Genomic DNA, 15,427 nt, shown 5'->3' on the forward strand with positions numbered 1-15,427 from the left:
GGCAATTGTCGTTTGGAGCTCTTTGGAGGTAGCTCAAAGTGACAATTGGCGCTTAAATCACGCCGTTTTCAGTGGGGCGTATTGGGAGTCTTCAATCAAAAAGCGCCGGACTTTATTGAGCTCGGCGGCTTCGAGGTAAAGTGATGCTCGTTGCAAGGTTTTTTCTACATGCTCCTGTAGGGTTTCACCCCCTGGGGGAGAGGCTCCACTTTTCAAAAGCTCCGAGAAATAAGTCAGAAGCCAGTGCCCTGGGGCCGCCCCCATGTGCTTGTGGAGTACTTGAAGGCCCTCCAGGGCGACCCAATAGCGCATATTCATCGTGATGCAACTATCGTGCAGCCGCGAGCAGGCTTGAATGTCGTCCACAAACCCTATGCGACCTGAAAAGACCTTGAAAGCCCGCAGCCAGTATTCAAAGTCAAAGGCGGTCTGGATGCTCTCATCCAATGGACCCAGCATGTGATACACGGCACGTGTAAAAAACAGGGTCGGTTGGCAAATAAAGCAGCCATCGGCAAACTGGTTATAGGGTGTTTCTGGTGGCAGGGTAGGGTAGAGTTCCAGCTCGTTCCCCAGTGCATCTACGTGTATACCGTGTCCGTAGGCCAATGCGTATTTTTCGGGACCTGTCAGTGCGTCCACCGCTCGCCTTACCGCTCCGGCGGTGTAAAGATCATCGGAGTTCAGCCAGCCAATATGTGTACCACGAACCCGAGAAAGTGCCTTATTGATGGCATTGGCAGGGCCTGTATCCGGCTCTGAGAGCCAGTGCAGGCGGCTATCTTTTGCCCTCAGGCGCCGCAAAATTTCTATAGTGTTGTCTGTAGAGCCGCCGTCGGCCACGATCAGCTCCAGGCGCGGGTAGTCCTGCTCAAGCACACTGACAATGGCCTGCTCGATAAATTGCGCCTGGTTAAAAGATGGCATAACAATGGATACGAGCGGGGTCATATGCCTGTCTCGCAAGCATAGGGGCGATGCGATTGCTCTGGGTGTTTTTTCAGCATGTTGCGATTGGGTGCGTCTTGCTCAAGCAGGTGTCGAGAGTGGAAAAGCCTGCGTGCCGGGATTTTGGGTAGGCTCTTAATTTGGGGGAGCATCGCAGCCTCCGTATCGTCTTGCTTCCAAGAGTCATGGTAGCACGTACTTTTGCCCGCCGCGAACTGGCGGAGCTTCGCAAGAATAGCGTCACGCCTTAGAGTCTGGCGGATGCCGATCGAATTTGACTGCAGTATAATCGCGAGCCTTGAATAGGAGGCTGAGGCAGGTGTATGGGGAGTAATGCAAAACCAGTACGAGTAGATCGGATTGTACTGCACATCGGCACTGAGAAGACCGGAACCAGCTCAATACAGCATTTTCTCTCGAAGAACCGAGTGGCCCTGGCCGATGAGGGCATTGTCTATCCGAGGTTCACGGGCGCCAATGGCGGCAGCCAGTGGGGCGTAGTCGCCGCGGTGCTAAAGCGGCCCTGGAAAACCGACATCGGCGCCCGCCTTGGCATCCGAGACGAGGCAGGAGCCGATGCTTACCGACAACGGCTGGTAAACGCTATCGACAATGAGTTGTTGTCCTGCTCTGGGCGCCATACACTGATACTGTCCTCGGAGCATTTTCACAGCCGGCTGCGAGCGCCGGCCAGGCTAGAGGCACTGAAGCGGCTACTAGGCCGCTGGAGTGACAATGTGCAGGTGGTGGTCTACTTCCGTCGCCAGGACAGAGTGGCGATCAGCCTCTATTCCACTAGGCTGAAATCGGGGCAGATAGCGCCAAAAGTGTTTCCCCTGGCATCACGGGCCTTACCTTACTACTACGACTATGAACGCATTTACGCTAACTGGGCCGAGGTGTTTGGTGAGGCTGCGGTGCAGGCAGGTATTTTCGCGCCGCAACATTTGGCGGGGGGCGACCTGCTCACCGATTTTTGCGGCCGTGCAGGGATCATGGAAGGAGGGAAAGTACGACCCAGCAAAATCAACGAATCACTGAGCGAAGCCGGTGCGCAGTTGCTGCTGGAGATCAACCGACAGTGGCCCAAAAAGCCGCTCAGCGGTCCTAACCCCTCGCGGGAACTGCTGGTGGCGAGTATCGCGAAGGAGCACTCGGGCCGGAGCTTTCCCGCCACCCGAGCCCAGGCGAAGGCGTTCTATGAGCGTTTTATCGCGGGGAACGCCAGGTTAGCAAAGAGCCTGTTCCCCGACCTGGGGGGGCAGATGTTTGACGAAGACTTCAGCGAGTATCCCGAAGCCTTGGCCTCGCCATCGGTGGATGCGAGCGAGGAGGTGCGCAGTCGCCTGAGAAGTTGGCGGGCGGCTTCGGTCACAGAGCAGAAGATTGGCTTTGGGCGCTGGTTGCTGTCTGCAAGGCAGCTGCTCAGCGTTGTGGCGATAAGGGGAGAGGCGGTTGTAGGCGCCCTTGGGCGTTTATTGAGGCGCCCTTTGGATATCTCTGCTGACGCCGGTTTACCGCCCGTTTTCCTGCATATGGGCCTGCCAAAGACGGCCACCACGACACTTCGCAATACGCTGTTTAGTCAACACCCGGGGATCTGCTACTTGTTGGACAAGACCAGTGGTCAGGCGGCGGAAAGATCTTGTGCTACCCCAGAGATATACGAGGCTCTGCGCCCCATTTTCTGGCGACGTGCGGAGCCTACTGACACTAATTTAGTGCGCTCTGTGCTTAGAGACTATTCCGAGGCCAAAGGGGCTGAAAAACCCATACTAGGTGCTTGGGAGACCTTGCTTATTAAACCGCCCGAAGTTTTTCGGGCCCTGCTGCGTGAGGCGCGTTATACGATGGGTGACCTGCATGTAATGGTTACGCTGCGCAACCCATTGAAGCGCTTGCCATCCGCCTATTTACATGCGTTGAGTGTTTGTGCACAAAACGGCAAGCATCACTCTATTCCTCAGGGCAGTCTTTTTATTACATTTGATGATTGGCTGGCTGGATCGCACCGGTGGGCAACCCAGCACGAGTACCGCTTTGACTTTGAGAAAAACTTGCGATTCGCTGTTGATCTTCTTGGAAGGGATAAAGTGGGCGTGTTCTTGATGGAGGATATGGTTGCGGATCGGCAAGCGTTTTTTGCCAACATTGAGCGGTTTATGGGTATTGGCAACGTTAATGCTGAGTTGATTGCGGATAAACACCTGAATAAAGGATTGACGGTTGCCGAGTTTGAGTTCCTCCAGGCCATTGATGCCTCTAAGGTCCAGCGCAAACAGTGGTTGGCGTTGAGTCCACAGGAGCGCCGGATGAATCTTAAGGCAATTGCGCAAGAAGGGAATGTTGAAAGGTGCAGAGTTGTCTTGAGTGATTCTCAGCGCGAGTTGATCGAATCTCGCAGCCGCGATCTCAACCGCTGGTTGGTGGATACCTACGGGCTTGAGTTAGAACGCCATGGGTATCCGCTGTGAATTCGACTAAGCCTGATCGGCGTCGGATATTTGTTGAGTGTACCCACACTTATTTAGTGGGCGGCAGCAGCGGCATTCGGCGGGTGGCTCGCAGCTTGGCCAATGCGCATAAAGAGGCGTCTAGCGATGAGGCGCAGCTGCTGCCATTGGTTTGGGCTGGGCGTGGTTTTTTGCGCCCACGTCAGCCGCTTACCGAGGCCCCTCACCCCCTTATGGCATGGGGGCACAGAGTGGCGGGCTGTATCGGCTTGATCACCCGTTGGATTAGCAAGGTGGCACACTGGCCCCTGTTTTCCTCTCTAAGAGAACCGGTGAAAGCGGCCATCCGTAAGCGGCGTAGGGGAGCGAATAGCCAGTTGGAGTTACCTAAAGCTGCCCCCAGCGAGTTCAGCCCGGAGCAAGAGCGCAGTAATTCGGATGCGTTCTATCGGCTGTTTGGCTTGGCAGCACGGCCCTTGGGTTGGCTGTTCGTCGAGCCCGTGCGCTTCCGGCCTGGGGATATTGTAGTGTTGGTGGACTCCACCTGGGATTCGCCGGCCATGCTTGAGGCGCTGTTTGCTGCAAGTGAGCGTGACGGCATTCAGGTGGGTGCTATGTTGCACGATTTATTCCCTCTTACCATTCCGCAGATGTGTCAGGCGAGCACCGTTGCCGGGTATGCCGGCTGGTTCCGGCAGATGGTGCTGGGCGTGGATTTTTTTATCACTAATTCAGCCGCAACCACTCGCGCGCTGCAGAAGTATCTCCAGGAATCTGGCCCAGCAAGCGCCTGTCGTTTGCCTGCAGGCAACTTTCGCTTGGGGGCGGAGCTGCGCCGGCCTGTTGCACGTTCGAGCCCTGATTCGCTGCCGCCTTTATCTGGGTTTGTGGTCTTGGCGGTAGGAACCATAGAACCGCGTAAAAACTATCAGGTCATCCTTGATGCGTTTGACTTACTGTGTGATAAACATGACGTCAGCTTGGTGATTGTCGGTCGGCCGGGCTGGTCCAGCGAAGATATGCTGGGGCGATTGGCCGGGCATCCCCAGAAAGGCTCGAGGTTGCTGCACTTAAGCGATGCGGATGACGGCACGCTGGCAGCGTGCTATCAGCGCGCAGATGCTTTGGTGTGCGCCTCCTGGGCAGAAGGTTTTGGGCTGCCGATCGTTGAGGGGCTGTGCCACGGCGCACCGGTGTTGGCTTCAGATATTGATGTGTTCCGTGAGGTGGGTGGCGATGCTTGCCGCTACTTTGCCCCTGACCGACCAAACGCCTTGGCGTTAGAGTTGGAGCAAGTGCTGGAGCAGTGGCAAAAAGGTATCTCTGTTAGGCAAAAAGGCGCGTTTGATCTCGCCATCAGTTGGCAAGACAGTGCCGCTCAATTTCGCGACGAGGTACTTCGCCTGGCGGCGGCTGCCTCACAGAGCACCGACAAGGTGGCTTCGGCGGCTCTGTCCCAGCAAAAAAGCGATGCCTGAGCCTCGGCAGCTTTTGCGAGTGAGACTTGCAGCGGCAGGTCCTGAACTATGCGCCGCAGGCCGTTGGCAATAGAGTCCGGCGTCAATGAGTCCACCAGTAACCCCGCCGGTCCTGCTACCTCGGGCATGCTGGAATTGTCAGACGTCACTACTGGCAGGCCGTATCTTAGGGCTTCAACAATCGGCAGGCCAAAACCTTCGTATAGCGAAGGCATCACCAGGCACAGGGCATTCGCGTATAGAGCGGCCAGCCTAGGGTCTGTGACCGGCCCCAGCAGATGGACACGGCCGGCCAGCTGCCGCTGTGCGATCAATGCTTTTAAGTTTTCTCCTCCCCAGCCATTGCCGCCCGCAATGACCAGTGGCGGGAATTCGGGTTGCATTCGACTGGCCATGGCGTAAGCCTCAAGCAGCCGCGGCAGGTTCTTGCGCGGCTCTGGCGTCCCCACAAACAATAAATACCCCCGCTCTTGCAGGCCTGGCGCGACGCTAGTCAGAGGCACTGGTGGGGGCAGGCTCTCAGCCGCGTTATGAATCACGCAAGTCCGCTTCCCGGCAGCCGGCCAGCGCTCGGCAACATCGGCAGCGGTTGCATGTGATACGGCGATCACGCGCTCGGCGGACATGACAGAGTGTGCCATCAAGCTGCGGTCCAATAAGCGGGTAGTGCGACGCAGCGTCTCGGGCACCCGATTCCAGGCGAGGTCATGGATGGTGACCACCCCGGCAGTGGTCGGCGGCAGCCACAATGGCAGTCGGTGGGCGGGGGCCCAAAAGACATCGGGCTTATCGCGCCAGGACCATATAGGGAGTGAAAGAACGGGTGCGAGAACCCGGCCGATATGCTCGTGCAGATGATCTTGGCGCAGGCGCTTAGCGGACGGCAGCTCCCTGCATGAGGCATCAGAGCGCGCGTATAAATACCAGTCGATATCGCTGCTAGCCAGGGCCATCATGCGCGGCAGCAGAGCACATAAATAGCGACCTAGGCCACTGTTGCTTACAGAAAGCAGGCTGCAATCGACGGCAATCCTTATTCTGGGTTGATTCTTTGTGATCAATGACTCAATCCCTGTTGTATTAATACGAATTTTCTACCACTCGAGCAATAGATTGTAACCGGGCTGAGTGAAGTTGCCTTTTGCGAGAATCAGCGAATGATCGCTCCATCTATCGATTAAGCCGCCACATCCTGGCAGGGTGTGCTCAAGCCGAAACGGGGTGAAGTAAGGCGCCTTCTTGTTGCCTATGAGCAGAATGTCTTGAGCCGAGTCGATAGGGGGAACGAAATCAGATGGGGGATGAGGACCGCCCTCCCACCAATCTGAAGCCACAAACCTGGGGCCACAATATGTTCCTTGTGAATGATTATTTTGTACAAGATACAAGTCTAAAAAACCGTTTTTGTCGGCGTCCACTACTGATACGTCAACAGCTTCGTAGGGGGTATAGTACTCGAATATTGGCGTTTCAAAATTAAATAGTTCGGGAAGGTCAGGATTACCCAAATAGATACGAAGGTAGGGTTCTATCGTTCGTCCTGGTCTGGATGGGCCGACGGTAATCAGATCTTTTGTGCCGTCGCCAGATACATCGGCCAATCGCGCGTTCGCCCACTTGGAGTGCAAGCCACTGACTTTATCTAAATTAATGGCTCGCCAGCTCAAGTCTTCGGATTGCAGAAAAAATCGAGTTGGGCCATCTTTATCTCCTACGATAAGGTCGGTGATACCGTTATGGTCGAGGTCGGTGGCCAAAACAAAACTGACTCTAAACTCCTCTACCCACGGACCATTGGGATTTACTTCATGAAAATAGGGTCTGGCCTTACCGCCATCGCTCACAGAGCCAAGCCGGAATAAACGATGCGCATTGGGTTTTCCGTCACCGCGTGGAGCACCTTGTGTAGAGATAAATAACAACTGCCCCCCGTCAGCGGCGTCCAGTGCGGTTAAGTATCGTGACCGCATACTGGGGTATTTCTGTAAGCCATGGTCTTGCTTTATTTTATATAAACTACCGTCTGCGTTCGTGAGGTAGACTTCATTAAAACCCTGTCCTTGACCTTTTCCAGCACCGATAACGCAAACAAGGTCTGCTCTGCCGTCGGCGTTGAAATCAATGGATGCGCAACCGTGTCGGTCAATGTATTCGCGGCCCAAGGTTTCGTGGGGCTTATCAATAGTATCAAGTTCGGCAATGCCGGGTTGCGTCCAGGTTCCATCCTCGCGCTGGCACCAAGGTGTTTCGGGGTTGTTGTCGTGTCCTGTTAGCCAGTACGTTGGCTGATGGTGACACCAGGGAGAGCCTTCTGGCTTCGATACCGAAGCAATTGCTCTTCGCGCCGGCGTTGATTCCACCACGGTGACCTTAGGTTGCAAATGAGGTGGTGCCATTGGTGCTAGATTGGTTGGTTTGTTGTTTTTACTGCTCGCGAGTATCAACCCACTTAATAGTGACGCACAAATGATAGCCGTGATGACTGTAAAATTTTTTTTATTCATTTGCTTGATACTCCATAGACCTAAAGCTGTAGGCAAACTCCATCAAAACTTAAGGTGAATGACTCGGCCTCTTTTTGCCACCGAAAAGTGCACTTTTAATGCTGGACGGTACACAATATGCCACGCGAACTCAGGACGGAGGGTTTGGTGCGCTCCAGTGGTGGAGGGCATCTATTGTGTATGCTGGTCTCTTTGCCAGACAGCCAGATTGCGGCGTCCATCGATTTAATTTGGTGTGTTGACACCTGGCCTTTTTGGATGTGTACGGCGTGGGGAAGCAGTGTGTATTTGATGCGACGTGAAGCAAAGCGGTCGTAGTCGTCTCGCTTTGGTGTAACTATCAGTATATGACGAGGCTCCTGACCGAGTGTCTCGCGAATTTGACGCGCCATCTCGAATAGGGCGACGTCATCGCCTATGTCCAGGGCATCGGGTTCGGCGGTGTTGGTATAGTGGGCCTGGGTAGCCCGGGCTTGATGGTAACTGTTGTGAATCCATCGTGCATCCAGTACTAGCCATGCAAACATCGCCACGCCGAGCATTGACCGTAGCGGTGTGGCGCCTGTAAAAAGTCTTAGGGCAGCCCAGCATAACAGAACCCATAATCCTACCAGCAGAGGAAGAGCCGGCAAGCTTTGTTTCGAGCTTAACTGAGTGCGGTGGGCGGAGGCTTGGGTCCAGAAGTTGGGCGTAACCCAGTCTGAGGCACTGAGGTAAAGCAGCGTCATTGGGGTAGACGCCTCAAAGGTCAGCTCGTGCAGGGTTACGGTATGATTGGCGGCAGGGTAAAGTATCAACCCTGCCTCTACTATTTTACCTTGCCAGTCACTGAGTTCACTGAGGACGATCTGTCCGGAGTTTATCGAAAAATCCTGGACAAATGGCTTAGAAGGGTTGGCTGCAGTGCGCCAAAAAAAAGTCTGTGCACTTTGTTCTTTACCCTCAACCTCTATGTCTAAGGTAAGAATATCAAACTTCGCAGCGTCAAAGTCTACCGGACCCGTGCTTACAATGGCGCGACCTTCGGTCGCCGGCGGCAACCTAAGCTGTGAGCCTGCTGAACGCATGGGGCCGTATACTACCCGCAATTGCTGCGCTTTGAACTCCAGAGTTGGTGCCGGACCGGTGGTTATGTTTGCGCTGGATAACATCCACCCGCCCAGCGCAAGCAGAAGGCACAGTGAGCCAGCCACAACGGCCGCAGGGCAACGCCATCCGAGTCGGGTTTTCTCCTGTCCGACGATTGAGGCTGCAAGGCAGACTAAGGCGAAGATAAATAGAGGCGAGACCTGCAGTAATAGTCGGCTAGCGGCGGTAATAATCCAACTGCCCGCGCTGGTAGCGCCGAACAGCAGTATCTGACTAGATAATAAAACGGTGATTATTAACCCGAGTATTTTCGCCGTTTTGCGCGCATTTGAGCCTGACAGAAAGGTGAGCAGCAAGACCCCTGGGAGCAGGTACCAAAGGAGGTGCCAGCTTTCTAGGAGCCATAAAATTTCGCCATAGGAAGCAAACTCCCCATTGAGCTTCAGGTCTATGGGTGAGAGGCTGAGTGAGAGAAGTCCCACAATTACAGCCCCACACAGTGTCAAGATCTTGGTCTTGGTGCCTTGAATTCTGAGCAGACCAACGAGCAAAACGCCGCAGATTAACCAGATAATCGCGTCGTGCTTGACCAGTAGGCCCAGTGCCAGCATTACCACCCCGCCCCATAGCTGTCCTTGATGTGACTGCAGCAAGCCCCGAGCAAGAGCAACGAGCCCCAGCCCGCTAAAGCCCATCAGCCACAGGTCGGCATAGCCGGCTATAGCGGTGTGAGTGTTGAGAAGCGGCAACGAGAGCAGTAGGAAGGCGGCTAAGGGGCCGGCCAGACGCAGGCGAGTGACGGCTACGACTTGTCCCCACAGAGCTAGGCCCAGGGCCAAGGCTGCCGCCAGCGCTGGCCATAGCACCCGGCTTTCCTGCCACGCCCCCAGAATACTGGCGAGCCACCATGATTGCGCAGGCGGCAGCCAGGGGTAGTGGTCTCCTTGCACGGTATAGATGCCATCGTTGGGGAGCGTGGCCCACTGGTTAGGCGGCAGCATGTCTATCGGGCTGCCGTTGAAGTACCACGCTTTAGCCGTGTAAAGCCAGGTTTGCCAAGCGTCCCAGGGATACACGGGGCGCCAGTACAGCTCGAAGGCGGCAAAAACCAGATGCAGGGCAATCAATACCACAAGCAGGCAGGCTACCCAGCGCTCGCCTCTGGAAGTCTGAGGCAAGTGGAGCGGCTCAGAGCAGGGCAGTTGCGGGGCAAACCAGGCTGCGCCAAGGTAGGTTATTAAGGTTGTGGCCGCCAAAAACAGAATGAGCCCTGGGGTGGTGGCCAGCCAGGGAATAAGCGAAGCGAGTAGGGCGCTCGCGGTTATGAGGGCTGCGCCGAGAAAATAGCCATAACCCAGCCATCCGGTAAGGGTGAAGCCAAGACGTTCGCGCAATGGTCGCAGCGCCGCAGCGCCCGCTAGCCAAGGGAGCAGCAGGGCGATTAAGAATACCGCGGTGCTCATGGCGCCGAGTGGTTGTCGTCGTTGTTTACGCGCATATGCTCGCTCTGGGCGCGTTGTTGGTCAATGCGAGTGCGTTGCTGAAGGCTGCCTTCCAGCATGGCTACCCGCTGAATCAGCCGCTGCAATTGAACCTCCTGGTGCGCCTGGTCTATATCCATCATAAGTATTTTGATCACCAAGACGGCGATAATCGCGACTATGGCAAGCACTGGTGGATAGCCGACGCCCAAGACCCTTGCGAGCCAGTCCACCAGCGTGGGGGCAAATCCCAGCCCGGCAAAGGCAAAGGCCAGGAGCAACCAGAAAACGCCATGGCGCACATGGAGTTTATCCCGACGTATAAGGAACAGAATGGTAGCGGCCACCAGCAATCCGACAACGGCGCTTATCCAGAAAATCATGATTTGCTCCCCGTAGGCGCTCCCAATAGGCGTTTGGAGAGGCCCAGTATCAGAGTTTGCAGCAAGTAACGCCCAACCACTAGCCAAGAGTGGAAAACCCGTGAGGCCCCCTCGCTGCGAACACGCATTTGCACCGGTATATCCAGCAACCTCAACCCGGCACTTTGCAGGCGCAGAAGCACACCGACATCCTGATAGTCCAGCAGGGTGGCACGGGCGTCAGCCAGTTCTATCATCGCCCGCTGGTTATATACCCTGAAGCCAGAGGTAATGTCCTCAAGCCGCAAACCCGAGGTGGTTTTCATCATCATCCAGGCGATCAGGCGTAGGCGAGACATTCGCTCTGGGCAGGTGCCAATTGCGACATCTGTTGCGCCATTTATGACAGGCTCGAGCAGGAGGTGTAGCGAGCCTGGCTCGTGCTGGCCATCGCCGTCCAGGGTTACGACTACGTCGTAGCCTTGTTGCAGTAAGTAGCGGATACCTGTTTGCGTCGCGCCCCACGCCCCCAGTCTGGCGGCCAAAGGTAGCACTTGGGCGCCTGCTTTTAGCGCTATGGTCGCAGTGTCGTCTTCGCTGTTGTCGTCGACCACTACCACGGGATAGTGATACCGTGAACGCAGGGTACAGATCACCGAGCCGATGGATGCCGCCTCGTTCAGTGCGGGGATGACAACGCCGACTCTGGGCGAAACACTGGCTCGTGCTGTCACGTAATATCCTTTTTCAGAGTGCGCTGCTTAAACCGGCGAGTATAGGCGAGGCGACGATCAGATTCTATGGTGGGCGTTTGATTTCCAGCCTTAATTTAATGCGGCTTTGCCCGCATGTCTAAATTTGCGCCATGAGTGTTCGGGGAAGCGTTAAAGCGGTGCCGCGACGTCTGTGTTAAAACCAGCTGCTGAGGGGGGGGGTGAGGATTGTGTATGCCAACTTTCTTGGGCGCTATTGGGCGCCGGCCTCTAAGGGCCGGCTCAGTTTACAAGCCGATATTCGGGTCGGTTTGTACCCGGAAGGTGGCGCCTTGCTCCACCGTGAACCCGTTTTTCAGCACAACTTCCCGGCCGGCGGTTGCAGTAGTATCGCCTTCGTAGATCAGTGCGCCATCGTAGGTCACGCTTACGCAGGCATTGTGCTCGTTAGTGCCGCTGTACAGTGAAGAGAGCGTCAAGCGGTATGAGGCGAAGTTGCAGTCATTCGCCGGTACGTCGTTCCAGCCGATATCCTGCAGCAACTCACCCGTGATTAAAAGCTTCTCAGAGCCTGTGGCGCTCGGTTCCATCAGCTCGTGATTGCCGTTACTGTCCTCAATAGCGGTGTCCCAGTGGGAAACCGATGACCCCCCTTCCAGGGTCTCCGGCGCGTACATATGAGCGTGGCCGTCAGAAACACCACCCGTGAGCGGGCCAAGTGCCGCCATAACATTAGGGCCAACCCAGTGCAGATCGCTGGGGTCGGTTGCCGATGCCGCTCGCTCGGAGTCCGTCATATCGGGCCAGAGTTTGCCTGTGCTGTGGTCCAGCAGGAACTTCATGTAAATATCGTCCATTTCCCACAGCCTGGAGCCGCTGGCCTTGTCAACAAAGGTCAGGAAGCCAATGCCGTGGCCGATTTCATGCAGCGCGGTGGCGAAAAAGCTGATGGTCCCTGAAGGAGCCTCGCCCAAGGCGTAATACCATGAGGTTTGAAAAAGGCAGCCATCGCTTTCGTCAATTTGTTTATTAAACGTAGCGCCGATATCCGGGTAGTCCACATCCAGGTCTCGATTGGCAAGGCGGTTTGCCAGCGCTGAAGGGTACACAGTGTTGGCAAACGCTGGAGAGCTGCCGCCCGCGCTGGGCACCCAATCGGCATAGGCCCAGTCTGGGCCTGCCGATCCTAATACCGCACCGCTGAAACTGCAGGAAAGATCATTCATTTCTGCAGCCACTTCAATAACGACGTTACTGTCGAGCCTGAGCTCCCAATACTCCAGTGCGCGCTCGAACGCCCAGCGCCGCTGCTCACCTAAAGTGGTTCCCGGATTACCATCGGCGGTAGAGGCGGCATGCGGAGCATCGTTGGAGTTAAACCCTTCAAGAGCGCCGTCGAGGTACACAGGGGAGAATACGGAATCAGCCATGGCGCTGCTGACGCAGAAGAGACAAGCCAGGGTCAGGATGAGGTGCGGACGGGTCATGGGGTCTTCGCCTCACTCTTATCATCGCTGCTCTGTTCATGCAGGCGGCGGCTGATGTCTGGTCCATCGGGGCCCATAAACATCTCGTCACCGATTCGATGAATGCTTACTGTCCCGTCACCGCTAATGGTCGCTGCGCTGCCCTGGCGGAATCGTCCCTGCAGATTAATGGCCGTCATGCCGTCCTGTCTGGTCTCAGGAATAATGTCCTCGTCGGAAGTGCTGAACTGGCGCATGGTTTGGTCGTTCAGCCGAAGGACTACACCCTCTGGAGGCTTTTCCTTTGACAGCTCACCCGTCTCGGGGTCGAGCCATGCGGTCCATCCCGCCTGGAGGGAGGCGGTCTCGGCTTCTGGCTGCTTATCGTTATCTGGGCCGGAGAGTAACAGAGGCGTGACCAGTAGGGCTGACAGCAAGGCAATGGCGGCTAGGCCCCAGCCAAGCCGTTTGTTTGATAAGAACATCCGTTTCACCAGTATCGCATTATTTTATCGGGGCAGAGGATGGGAGTTTAAGCGCCACGCTGGTTGATTTCAAGATGTGCCTCAGGTGTTAACGGCACAAAAAGTGACTGCGACTTCGACGATGCTTGCGAGCGAATTAACCTTCAGTCGTTGATTGTTAGAATACAATAACCTTATCTTCCGGCAGCAAGCATATTTCATCATTGCAGGCCTGCAGCGGTAGACGGATCTGCGCTCTGTTCACGAGCTCTCTTGATATTTTTGAAACCTGGATAACGAACTCGCCCTCAAATAAGCCTAAAGGCTCGTCCTGAAAGCCCAGCCTGATCACTTGCTGTTCTGGGTATTGAACATCGAGTGGTGTGTCGGATTCAATGCTCGTCGGCTTCAGGTAGTCTTGCAGCGGGGTGTTGGAGTTTATGTGCCAGCCCTCTTTGAGGCTAAACTGAATTTCAATAGCGGAACAGACTTGCGCTAGCCGCTTTTTACAAACAATGTGGAAGTGGCCGACGCCGTTTGCAAAATATCGAGTATTCCCTGCGCTTCCGGCCGCTTCGTTGTTTAGGTAAAGCAACGATGAAAACTGATTAATGGCTGACTCTGAAGCGCGGGTTTTAATAAAATTTACGTGCTCAGGGTCTGGTGTAAATGCTTTCGCATCGAAAGTTCGATTTTTGAGCGAGAGCTCGACCGCCTGAAGTGCGATTTTTGGGGAAATGAGCTCTCCGTCGGCCAAGCTGGAAGAGATGCTTGGTCCTGGCTCAGTGGTAGTTTGATGTTGAAAGGAAGAAAACTGAGTGGTGGCTGCTTGATAAAGCGCTTCTGCTCGATCCAGCCACTCTGGGTTTTGTGTGATGTCATAAAGCCCGATAAAGCCTCGGCTAAGATAGGCGTAGTCTTCGAGGCTGAAAAGCTCTTGGCTCCTGTCTGAAGTTCTAAACAATTTTCCTGTTTTTCGATCAAATCGGGATTGCCAGATGTCCCCTGCAACTTTTTCGGCGATAGTTAGATATTTGCGTTCATCAAATGCGTGTGATGCCATGGCCAGAGAGTAAACCATTAACCCATTCCAGCTCGTGATGACTTTGTCGTCTCTGTGCAACTCTCCGCGATTATGTCGTTGTTTAGACAGTGTGCTCAACGCCTCTGTCATTGTCTCGCTGCGCAAGTGTGTGTCGGTCAAGATGCCAAGCTTACCGTCATAACCTTTATCGCCGGAAAAGGTGTAGGACGTGATGCCGGGAATGCTTAAGAAGTCCTCCAGGTCAGTCTCTGACCATAAATAAAATCCGCCCTCTTCACCGTTAAAGTCGGCGTCCAAGGCCGAGTAAAAACCATGGTCTGGCTGGTAGAGTCGCTCAATGGCAAAATCAAGCGTTTCCTGAGCAATGAGCCGGTAGTTGTCATTATAAAAAACCTGCCAGGCTTCCAGGTACACCTGAGCCATCAGTGCCTGGTTGTACAGCATTTTTTCGTAGTGGGGGATTATCCACTCTTTGTCCGTCGAGTATCGATGAAAGCCGCCGTCAACATGGTCCCGGATTCCGCCGTTCATCATGTTATCAAGCTGTATCGACACGAGCTTTTTCAGATTGTGGTCTTCAGTTCTTCTTAATTCGTCGAGCAAGTAGAGCAACAGCGATTCCTGAGGGAATTTGACCTGCCCATTCAGTCCGCCAAATTCAACGTCCAATGCCGCGATAATTTTCTGCTTGGAAGTTTCTAAAAGCTCATTCGTGTCAATAGTGGCTTGGCCGTCATTTTTGCTTTCAGTAGTGGCGATCAAGCCAGAAAGCGTTTTAGCTGAGGCGATCAAAAAATCCGGATTCGTGTCCCAGGTGCCCGCCACCCGCTCTAGCAGGGTAATGAGTTTTGCTTTTGAAAGGTAGGAGTCTATAAATATGGGCAGGCCATCGCCATTGATAATGGCCGTAATCGGCCAGCCGGCGGAACCTGTTGCGGCTTCCAGCAAGGCGGCGTAGTGGCGATCGATCTGCGGCAATTCTTCTCTATCGACTTTTATGGCGACATATGTGCTATTGATTGCCTTGGCCACCTCTGCATCCGAAAAGCTTTCCTTGGCCATCGTATGGCACCAGTGGCAGGTGGAGTAGCCAATAGACAGGAAGATGAGTTTGTTGTCCGACCGTGCCTGCGCTAAATACTGATTGCGCCACGGTTTCCAATTGACGGGGTTTTTCGCGTGTTGGCGCAAGTAAGGGGAGGTGCTTTCCACCAGAGCGTTTAAGTGCCTTCCTTTTGCGTCGGAGAAGACTCCGTCTTCGTGCTTCTTTTGCGCGGACTTCAGCCATTCATCAAATTCAGGCTTTTCCCGTTCAGGTAAATTTGGCGGCTGATAGAACTCTGTCTCAGCCTTCGGTGAAAGGCTGAGACAGATGAGAATGGCTGTTAATCCAGCGTATGTTATGGTTCTAATCTTGAGCACAT

Annotated in this window: 11 protein-coding genes; 2 read left to right on the forward strand and 9 right to left on the reverse strand. The window is 54.7% G+C overall.

Going from position 1 to position 15,427, the window contains the following annotated elements:
- Window positions 1-57: 57 nt before the first annotated feature.
- The gene (locus QWI16_RS13745; protein WP_302714008.1) at window positions 58-951 is read right to left on the reverse strand and encodes a glycosyltransferase family 2 protein; all 894 of its coding nucleotides are present in this window, start codon (window positions 949-951) and stop codon (window positions 58-60) included.
- A gap of 320 nt (window positions 952-1,271) precedes the next feature.
- Here QWI16_RS13745 and QWI16_RS13750 point away from each other — a divergent pair, with 320 nt between their 5' ends.
- Window positions 1,272-3,422 (forward strand): hypothetical protein, encoded by a 2,151-nt coding sequence (locus tag QWI16_RS13750; RefSeq protein ID WP_302714009.1) that lies wholly within the window; start codon window positions 1,272-1,274, stop codon window positions 3,420-3,422.
- Window positions 3,423-3,778: 356 nt separating this feature from the next.
- Window positions 3,779-4,879, forward strand: coding sequence for a glycosyltransferase family 4 protein (locus QWI16_RS13755; protein ID WP_302714010.1), 1,101 nt, complete (start codon window positions 3,779-3,781; stop codon window positions 4,877-4,879).
- On the opposite strand, the gene QWI16_RS13760 is transcribed toward QWI16_RS13755, so the two are convergent.
- The 8 genes from QWI16_RS13760 to QWI16_RS13795 form a co-directional block, all read right to left on the reverse strand.
- A complete protein-coding gene (locus tag QWI16_RS13760; RefSeq protein ID WP_302714011.1) occupies window positions 4,780-5,835 on the reverse strand; it encodes a glycosyltransferase family 4 protein in 1,056 nt (351 codons plus the stop codon). The two genes, QWI16_RS13755 and QWI16_RS13760, sit on opposite strands and share 100 nt — an antisense overlap.
- 138 nt (window positions 5,836-5,973) lie before the next feature.
- Window positions 5,974-7,383: an FG-GAP repeat domain-containing protein gene (locus QWI16_RS13765; protein ID WP_302714012.1), complete on the reverse strand. Its 1,410-nt coding sequence runs from the start codon at window positions 7,381-7,383 to the stop codon at window positions 5,974-5,976.
- A 95-nt stretch (window positions 7,384-7,478) separates the two neighbouring features.
- Window positions 7,479-9,935 (reverse strand): hypothetical protein, encoded by a 2,457-nt coding sequence (locus QWI16_RS13770; protein ID WP_302714013.1) that lies wholly within the window; start codon window positions 9,933-9,935, stop codon window positions 7,479-7,481.
- Window positions 9,932-10,336 carry a DUF2304 domain-containing protein gene (locus tag QWI16_RS13775; protein WP_302714014.1) on the reverse strand — a complete coding sequence of 135 codons (405 nt, stop codon included), beginning with the start codon at window positions 10,334-10,336 and terminating at the stop codon, window positions 9,932-9,934. The genes QWI16_RS13770 and QWI16_RS13775 overlap by 4 nt, the downstream gene beginning before the upstream one ends.
- Window positions 10,333-11,049, reverse strand: a complete 717-nt coding sequence (locus QWI16_RS13780) for a glycosyltransferase family 2 protein (protein ID WP_302714015.1) — start codon at window positions 11,047-11,049, stop codon at window positions 10,333-10,335. Before QWI16_RS13780 ends, QWI16_RS13775 begins: the two co-directional genes overlap by 4 nt.
- Window positions 11,050-11,315: 266 nt before the next feature.
- The gene (locus QWI16_RS13785; protein WP_302714016.1) at window positions 11,316-12,515 is read right to left on the reverse strand and encodes a hypothetical protein; all 1,200 of its coding nucleotides are present in this window, start codon (window positions 12,513-12,515) and stop codon (window positions 11,316-11,318) included.
- The gene (locus tag QWI16_RS13790) at window positions 12,512-12,979 is read right to left on the reverse strand and encodes a hypothetical protein (protein WP_302714017.1); all 468 of its coding nucleotides are present in this window, start codon (window positions 12,977-12,979) and stop codon (window positions 12,512-12,514) included. The genes QWI16_RS13785 and QWI16_RS13790 overlap by 4 nt, the downstream gene beginning before the upstream one ends.
- Before the next feature lie 157 nt (window positions 12,980-13,136).
- Window positions 13,137-15,425, reverse strand: a complete 2,289-nt coding sequence (locus QWI16_RS13795; RefSeq protein ID WP_302714018.1) for a thioredoxin domain-containing protein — start codon at window positions 15,423-15,425, stop codon at window positions 13,137-13,139.
- Between the last annotated feature and the right edge of the window lie 2 nt (window positions 15,426-15,427).

Origin of the sequence: Gilvimarinus algae (assembly GCF_030518215.1) — a bacterium.
Taxonomy (GTDB): Bacteria; Pseudomonadota; Gammaproteobacteria; order Pseudomonadales; family Cellvibrionaceae; genus Gilvimarinus; species Gilvimarinus algae.

What these genes read in the sequence shown, in the direction of transcription:
- QWI16_RS13770 (WP_302714013.1), bottom strand. Translation starts at nt 9,935, where the DNA reads ATGAGCACCGCGGTATTCTTAATCGCCCTGCTGCTCCCTTGGCTAGCG.
- QWI16_RS13785 (WP_302714016.1), bottom strand. Translation starts at nt 12,515, where the DNA reads ATGACCCGTCCGCACCTCATCCTGACCCTGGCTTGTCTCTTCTGCGTC.
- QWI16_RS13790 (WP_302714017.1), bottom strand. Translation starts at nt 12,979, where the DNA reads ATGTTCTTATCAAACAAACGGCTTGGCTGGGGCCTAGCCGCCATTGCC.
- QWI16_RS13765 (WP_302714012.1), bottom strand. Translation starts at nt 7,383, where the DNA reads ATGAATAAAAAAAATTTTACAGTCATCACGGCTATCATTTGTGCGTCA.
- QWI16_RS13750 (WP_302714009.1), top strand. Translation starts at nt 1,272, where the DNA reads ATGGGGAGTAATGCAAAACCAGTACGAGTAGATCGGATTGTACTGCAC.
- QWI16_RS13775 (WP_302714014.1), bottom strand. Translation starts at nt 10,336, where the DNA reads ATGATTTTCTGGATAAGCGCCGTTGTCGGATTGCTGGTGGCCGCTACC.
- QWI16_RS13745 (WP_302714008.1), bottom strand. Translation starts at nt 951, where the DNA reads ATGACCCCGCTCGTATCCATTGTTATGCCATCTTTTAACCAGGCGCAA.
- QWI16_RS13760 (WP_302714011.1), bottom strand. Translation starts at nt 5,835, where the DNA reads ATGATGGCCCTGGCTAGCAGCGATATCGACTGGTATTTATACGCGCGC.